Origin of the sequence: Arsenicicoccus sp. UBA2120, from assembly GCF_002330965.1 — a bacterium.
Lineage (GTDB): Bacteria > Actinomycetota > Actinomycetes > Actinomycetales > Dermatophilaceae > Arsenicicoccus > Arsenicicoccus bolidensis.
Map to the genome: position 1 here is coordinate 20950 of NZ_DCYC01000108.1, position 6144 is coordinate 27093.

At 71.5% G+C, this 6144-nt stretch carries 5 protein-coding genes and 1 pseudogene; 5 read left to right on the top strand and 1 reads right to left on the bottom strand.

The annotated features are described in order from the left end of the window. Positions 1–2: 2 nt before the first annotated feature. Positions 3–1079: a malate/lactate/ureidoglycolate dehydrogenase gene (locus B2P18_RS18350; protein WP_286961855.1), complete on the bottom strand. Its 1077-nt coding sequence runs from the start codon at positions 1077–1079 to the stop codon at positions 3–5. A gap of 29 nt (positions 1080–1108) precedes the next feature. Here B2P18_RS18350 and B2P18_RS18355 point away from each other — a divergent pair, with 29 nt between their 5' ends. From B2P18_RS18355 to B2P18_RS18375, 5 genes and pseudogenes are all read left to right on the top strand, one after another. Then, a complete protein-coding gene (locus B2P18_RS18355; RefSeq protein ID WP_286961857.1) occupies positions 1109–3274 on the top strand; it encodes a S9 family peptidase in 2166 nt (721 codons plus the stop codon). After that, entirely contained in the window at positions 3271–4095 is an 825-nt protein-coding gene (locus B2P18_RS18360; RefSeq protein ID WP_286961860.1) for a shikimate 5-dehydrogenase, read from the top strand. Before B2P18_RS18355 ends, B2P18_RS18360 begins: the two co-directional genes overlap by 4 nt. Before the next feature lie 253 nt (positions 4096–4348). Beyond that, positions 4349–5326, top strand: coding sequence for an SPFH domain-containing protein (locus B2P18_RS18365; protein WP_286961863.1), 978 nt, complete (start codon positions 4349–4351; stop codon positions 5324–5326). Then, positions 5323–5577, top strand: a complete 255-nt coding sequence (locus B2P18_RS18370; protein ID WP_286961865.1) for a hypothetical protein — start codon at positions 5323–5325, stop codon at positions 5575–5577. The genes B2P18_RS18365 and B2P18_RS18370 overlap by 4 nt, the downstream gene beginning before the upstream one ends. Before the next feature lie 55 nt (positions 5578–5632). After that, positions 5633–6144, top strand: a pseudogene (locus B2P18_RS18375) (hypothetical protein); the annotation flags it as partial.

Consider the following 6144-nt stretch of genomic DNA (forward strand, 5'->3'; position numbering starts at 1 on the left):
GGTCAGGCGGTGGGCCAGCCCTCGATCACGTCGGCCGGCACGCCCACCGCGCGGGCACCGTCGAGGATCTGGGCCCACGTCGTCGCGTCGACCGGGACCCCGTCGCGACGGGCCTCCCGGGCCGCGACCTCGGGCTGCCCCGGCAGCAGCACCGGCTCGCCGGGGACCGCGGGGCGGGAGGCGGCCACGGACTCCAGGAACAGGTCGGTCTGCTCGGCCATCGCGCTGCCCTCGAAGGCCTCGGGGGACAGGACGATCGACAGGAGGTTGTTGACGATGGCGGCCTCGTGCGTCGTCGTGGCGGCATGTGTGGTGAGGCCCCCGCTCACGGCGCCGGCGAACAGCTCGGCCATGACCGCGAGCCCCGACCCCTTGTGCAGCCCGAACGCCGTCAGCGCTCCGTGGGGCTCGGTCCACATCACGCCCGGGTCGGTCGTGGGGCGGCCCTCCGCGTCGAGGGCCCGACCCGGCTCGAGGGGGAGACCGGCGTTGTGGGCGACGCGGGTCTTGCCCAGCGCGACCGTCGACGTGGCCATGTCCAGCAGCACGGGGTCCTGGCCCTCGCGCGGGACGCACAGGCACACGGGGTTCGTGCCGAAGCGGCCGTCCGTTCCCCCGAAGGGGGCGACATACCGCTCGCCGACCACGCTGGCCAGGTGGATCGAGACCAGGCCGGCGCGGGCGCACTGCTCGGCCCAGTGGCCGATCCGGCCGACGTGGTGCGAGCCGCGCACGGCGGTGACGCAGACGCCCAGCTCGCGCGCCCGAGCGATGGCGAGCTCCATCGCCTCGTGGGCCACGACCTGGCCATAGCCCTGGCCACCGTCGATCGTCAGGACCGCGCCGGCGTCCTTGACGACGGTCGCACCGACGCCCGGGTGCAGCTCGCCGACCGCCAGCGCCTCCAGATAGCTCGGGACCATGCCGACGCCGTGCGAGTCGTGCCCGGCGAGGTTGGCCGCGACCAGGTGGTCGGCGACGAGCCCCGCCTCGCGGGCGTCGCTGCCGGACGCCTGGACGATCGTGCTCACGACCTCGTGGAGCAGCGTGGGGTGGACGGTCAGCGAGGGTACGGTCATGCCTCCTTCATATCGGCTACCGTGCCCGGGTGACCAACCCATCACCCCAGCCTCCCGTGGCGCGTCGCGTCGAGACGATCCGCGAGCACCACGGGGACCGCGTCGTCGACCCCTACGAGTGGCTGCGGGACAAGGGCTCGCCCGAGGTCGTCGCGCACCTCGAGGCGGAGAACGCCTACACCGAGGCCATGACGGCGCACCTGGTGCCGCTGACCGAGCAGGTCTACGACGAGATCCGCACGCGCACGCAGGAGACGGACCTCAGCGTCCCCTCGGCCTACCGCGGGTGGTGGTACTACTCCCGAATCAGCGCCGGCGAGCAGTACGGCCGCGAGTGCCGCGTGCCGGTGCGGCCCGGCGAGCTGCCGCCCGAGCTGACCGACGGTGCGCCGCCGGCGGGGGAGCAGGTCCTGCTCGACGCCGAGGCGCTCGCGGCGGACGCCGACTTCTTCGGCGTGGGCTCCAGCGAGATCAGCCACAACGGCACGCTCTACGCCTACGCCGTCGACCTGACCGGTGACGAGGTCTACGACCTGGTCGTGACCCGGGTCGGTGACGACCCCACCCGCACCGGGCCCGTCGGCGAGGTCGTCGACGACGCCGTCCACAAGGTCGGCTACGGCCTGGCCTTCTCCCGCGACGGGCGGCACGTGTTCTACGCCCGCAACGACGACGCCTGGCGGCAGTTCCAGGTGTGGCGCCACGAGGTCGGCACCCCGGCCGACCAGGACGTGCTGGTGCACGAGGAGACCGACGAGCGGTTCTGGGTGGGCGTCGGGTCCAGCCGGGACGACGCGTGGATCATCATCGCTGCGGGCTCCAAGGACACCTCGGAGACCTGGCTGCTGCCCGCCGACGACCCCTGCGGCGAGCCTCGCTGCGTGGCTCCTCGCCGCGAGGGGGTCGAGTACGACGCCGAGCCCGCCGGGGACCGCCTGCTGATCACCCACAACGCCACCCACGAGGACTTCGAGCTGGCCCAGGCGCCCCTCGGCAGCACCTCGGCGGAGGACTGGCAGAGCCTGTATGCCGCCGCGCCGGGCGAGCGCGTCGTGGGGGTCGACGCGTTCCAGCGGCACGCGGTCGTCTCGCTGCGGCGGGACGGCCTGACCGCGCTCGCCGTGATGGACCGGACGGACGCCCCTGGGGGAACGGTCGGGCCGGACGGCGGCGGCTTCGGACCGATGCGGCCGCTGGTCATGGACGAGGAGCTCGGCACGATCGGGGTGGGGGACAACCCCGACTACGCCTCGCACGTGCTGCGGATCGGGTTCACCTCACTCGTGACGCCGCGCAGCGTCTACGACGTCGACCTCGTGACCGGGGAGCGCACCCTGCTGCGGCAGACGCCGGTGCTCGGCGGGGTGGACCTCGGCGACTACGTCCAGCACCGGGAGTGGGCGACGGCGGCCGACGGCACCCGGATCCCGATCTCGGTGGTGCACCGCAAGGACGTGGTCGCCGACGGCACGGCCCCCGGGCTCGTCTACGGCTACGGGTCCTACGAGGCGAGCATGGACCCGTGGTTCTCGGTGGCCCGGCTGTCGCTGCTGGACCGGGGTTTCGTGTGGGCGCTCGCGCACGTGCGCGGCGGCGGCGAGATGGGCCGCCAGTGGTACCTCCAGGGCCGGATGCAGCACAAGCGCAACACCTTCACGGACTTCGTGGCGTGCGCCGAGCACCTCGTCGATGCGGGGTGGGTGGCGCCGGACCGGCTGGTCGCCGAGGGCGGCTCGGCCGGGGGCCTGCTCATGGGGGCGGTCGCCAACCTCGCGCCGGACCGTTTCCGGGCGATCCACGCGCAGGTGCCCTTCGTCGACGCGCTGACGACGATCCTCGACCCGAGCCTGCCGCTGACCGTGGGGGAGTGGGAGGAGTGGGGCAACCCCCTCGCCGACCCCGAGGTCTACGCCTACATGAAGGGCTACTCGCCCTACGACAACGTCGCGGCGCGCCCCTACCCGGCGATCCTGGCGACGACCTCGCTCAACGACAGCCGGGTCTACTACGTCGAGCCCGCCAAGTGGGTGGCGCGGTTGCGCGAGCGCGCGACCAACGACCTCGACGCGCGGCCCATCCTGCTCAAGACCGAGATGGTCGCCGGGCACGGCGGCGTCAGCGGGCGCTACCACGCCTGGCGCGAGGCCGCGTTCGAGTACGCCTGGCTCATCGACCAGGCGGGAGCGTCCTCGTGACCGAGCGGATCACCAAGGACACGCAGCTGTGCATGTCCTTGTCGGCGCGACCGTCCAACATCGGCACGCGTTTTCACAACTACCTCTATCGCGAGCTCGGGCTGGACTACGTCTACAAGGCGTTCACGACCTCGGACATCACGGCGGCGATCGGTGGCGTGCGCGCTCTCGGGATCCGCGGCTGCGCGATCTCCATGCCGTGGAAGGAGGACGTCATACCCCTGGTCGACCAGATGACCGAGTCCGCGGCAGCGATCGAGTCGGTCAACACCATCGTCAACGACGACGGCCACCTCGTCGCCTACAACACCGACTATCTCGCCATCCGCAATCTCCTTGCGTCCCACGGGGTCTCGCCGACGGACGACTTCGCCGTCCTCGGCTCCGGCGGTATGGCGAAGGCCGCGGTCGCCGCCCTGACCGACGCGGGCTTCACCAACGGCCATGTCGTGGCGCGGAACTCGCGGACCGGCCCCGCCCTCGCCGCGAAGTACGGCCACCGCTGGGCGGACTCGCTCGGCGACCTGCGACCCGCGTTGATCCTCAACGCGACTCCCGTCGGTATGGCGGGCGGCCCCCAGGCCGAGGAGCTGCCGGTGCCACGGGCCGCCGTGGAGGCAGCCCGGACGGTGTTCGACGTGGTGGCGTTCCCCGCGGAGACGCCGCTGATCCGGCTGGCACGTGAGCTGGACCGGCGCGTCATCACCGGAGCCGAGGTGATCGCCCTGCAGGCGGCCGAGCAGTTCGTGCTCTACACCGGGGTGCGCCCGAGCGACGAGCAGGTCGCCCGGGCGTCCGCCTACTCCCGCGAGACCGTCTAGTCGACACGACTCAGCAGGGGGGTTCGTCGGGGGTGCGGACCAGCTCGGCGGTCGACCGAGCGTCGTCGGCGGTGCCCTCGACGTGGTCTGTCCGACCGCTCGCAGCTCGTCCGGGGTCACGCCGTCATCGTGCCTCGACGTCCGAGCAGGAGCCGGGTCAACAAACGTGCCCGGAACCCCCCGCTCCCTAGCCGCGTCTCAGGTTTAAGTGATATCAAAAAGATGTCACACGATGAACGCCCAGGGGGAGACCATGAGCACGCAGCAGACGCACGACGAGACCATCGACCCGCAGGCCGCGCCGCCCTCGGCCCGGCCTGTCGGTCACCAGGGCACGCGCGTCGACGTCAGCGAGCGACCGGCCTTCGCGGTCGACGGTTTCCTGGCGCTGGCCCTGTCGCTGCTGCTGCTCGTCGGCGGCGTCTGGCTGATCGTCAGCGGTGCCCTCGCGGCCAACGAGACGGGCCAGCCGCCCATCGGCCGCTTCGTCGGCGGCGCCGTCGTCATCCTCCTCGCCGCCGTCGTGGCCAGCGCCGTCGTCATCATCCAGCCCGGCCAGACCAAGGTCATCCAGTTCTTCGGACGGTATGTCGGGACGGCTCGCCGCACGGGCCTGACGATGGTGATGCCGTTCACCTCCAAGCGCGGAGTCTCCGTGCGCGTCAACAACTTCGAGACCAACGTCCTCAAGGTCAACGACGCCGACGGCAACCCGGTCGAGATCGCCGCCATCGTCGTCTGGCAGGTCGCCGACACGGCCCGCGCGAGCTTCTCGGTCGAGCACTACGAGAACTTCGTGCGCGCCCAGTCCGAGTCGGCGCTGCGCCACGTGGCGATCTCCCACCCCTACGACAGCGACCGCGAGGACGTCGAGTCGCTGCGCGGGTCCACCGACGTCGTGTCCGGCGAGCTGGCCCGCGAGGTCGCCGAGCGGGTCGTGGTCGCCGGCGTCGAGGTCGTCGAGGTGCGCATCTCCCACCTCGCCTACGCCCCCGAGATCGCCCAGGCGATGCTGCAGCGCCAGCAGGCGTCGGCCATCGTCGCGGCCCGGTCCCGGATCGTCGAGGGTGCCGTCGGGATGGTCGACATGGCCCTGGCCCGGCTCGAGGAGCAGGACATCGTGGCCCTCGACGACGAGCGCAAGGCGGCCATGGTGTCCAACCTGCTCGTGGTCCTGTGCGGCGAGTCCAAGGCCACCCCGATCGTCAACACGGGATCGCTCTACCAGTGAGCCCTCCACGGGAGCGTCGCGGCGGGGCCGAGCGCAGGCAGGTGCTGCTGCGCCTCGACCCCGCCGTCCACGACGCCCTCACCCGCTGGGCGGGTGACGAGCTGCGCAGCGTCAACGCCCAGGTCGAGGTGGTCCTGCGCGACGCCCTCAAGAGATCGGGCCGTATGCCGAAGGACGCGGGGCCGCTGCCTCGGCGCGGACGTCCCCCTGCCGGCGACAACCGGAAGGACGACGTCCGCAACCCCTCGTAGCGTGGCGAGCATGATCGTCGTCGGCGAGGTATAGCCGCGCATCAACGGCGGCACGGTGGCGCTGGGGGCCTACTTCGGTGTGCCGGTCGACGGCGTGGTCGAGCGTCTGCTGGGCGAGCAGCTGGCTGACGGCGGGTGGAACTGCGGGGCCGAGCGTGGGTCGGTGCGGTCGTCATACCACTCGACGATCTGCGTGCTGGACGGACTCGCGGTGTATGAGCGCGCCACCGGCGCGCTGGACGTGAGCGACGCCCTGCGGTGGGGCGAGGACTACCTGCTGGGGCGGCGCCTGTTCCGGCGGTTGTCGACCGGGGAGGTGGTCGACCCGTCCTTCCTGCTGTTCTCGTTCCCGGCGCAGTGGCACTACGACGTGCTGTGGGGGCTGGACCACCTCCGCGGGCGTCAATACCATTACGACGTGGCGGGCGACGCACACTTCGAGAAATCGACCCAGAGGTATATTCATACTCCCCACAAATATCATATTCGATTCAACGGGAAGGGTCAGCCGAACTTCCGCTCACCCACCACTCCCATGGGCTGGTTTGACCTGGCACGCGTCCGAAT

Bases quoted from the DNA above. Each gene is read 5' to 3' on its own strand.
- B2P18_RS18365 (WP_286961863.1), top strand. From the start codon at position 4,349: ATGAGCACGCAGCAGACGCACGACGAGACCATCGACCCGCAGGCCGCG.
- B2P18_RS18350 (WP_286961855.1), bottom strand. From the start codon at position 1,079: ATGACCGTACCCTCGCTGACCGTCCACCCCACGCTGCTCCACGAGGTC.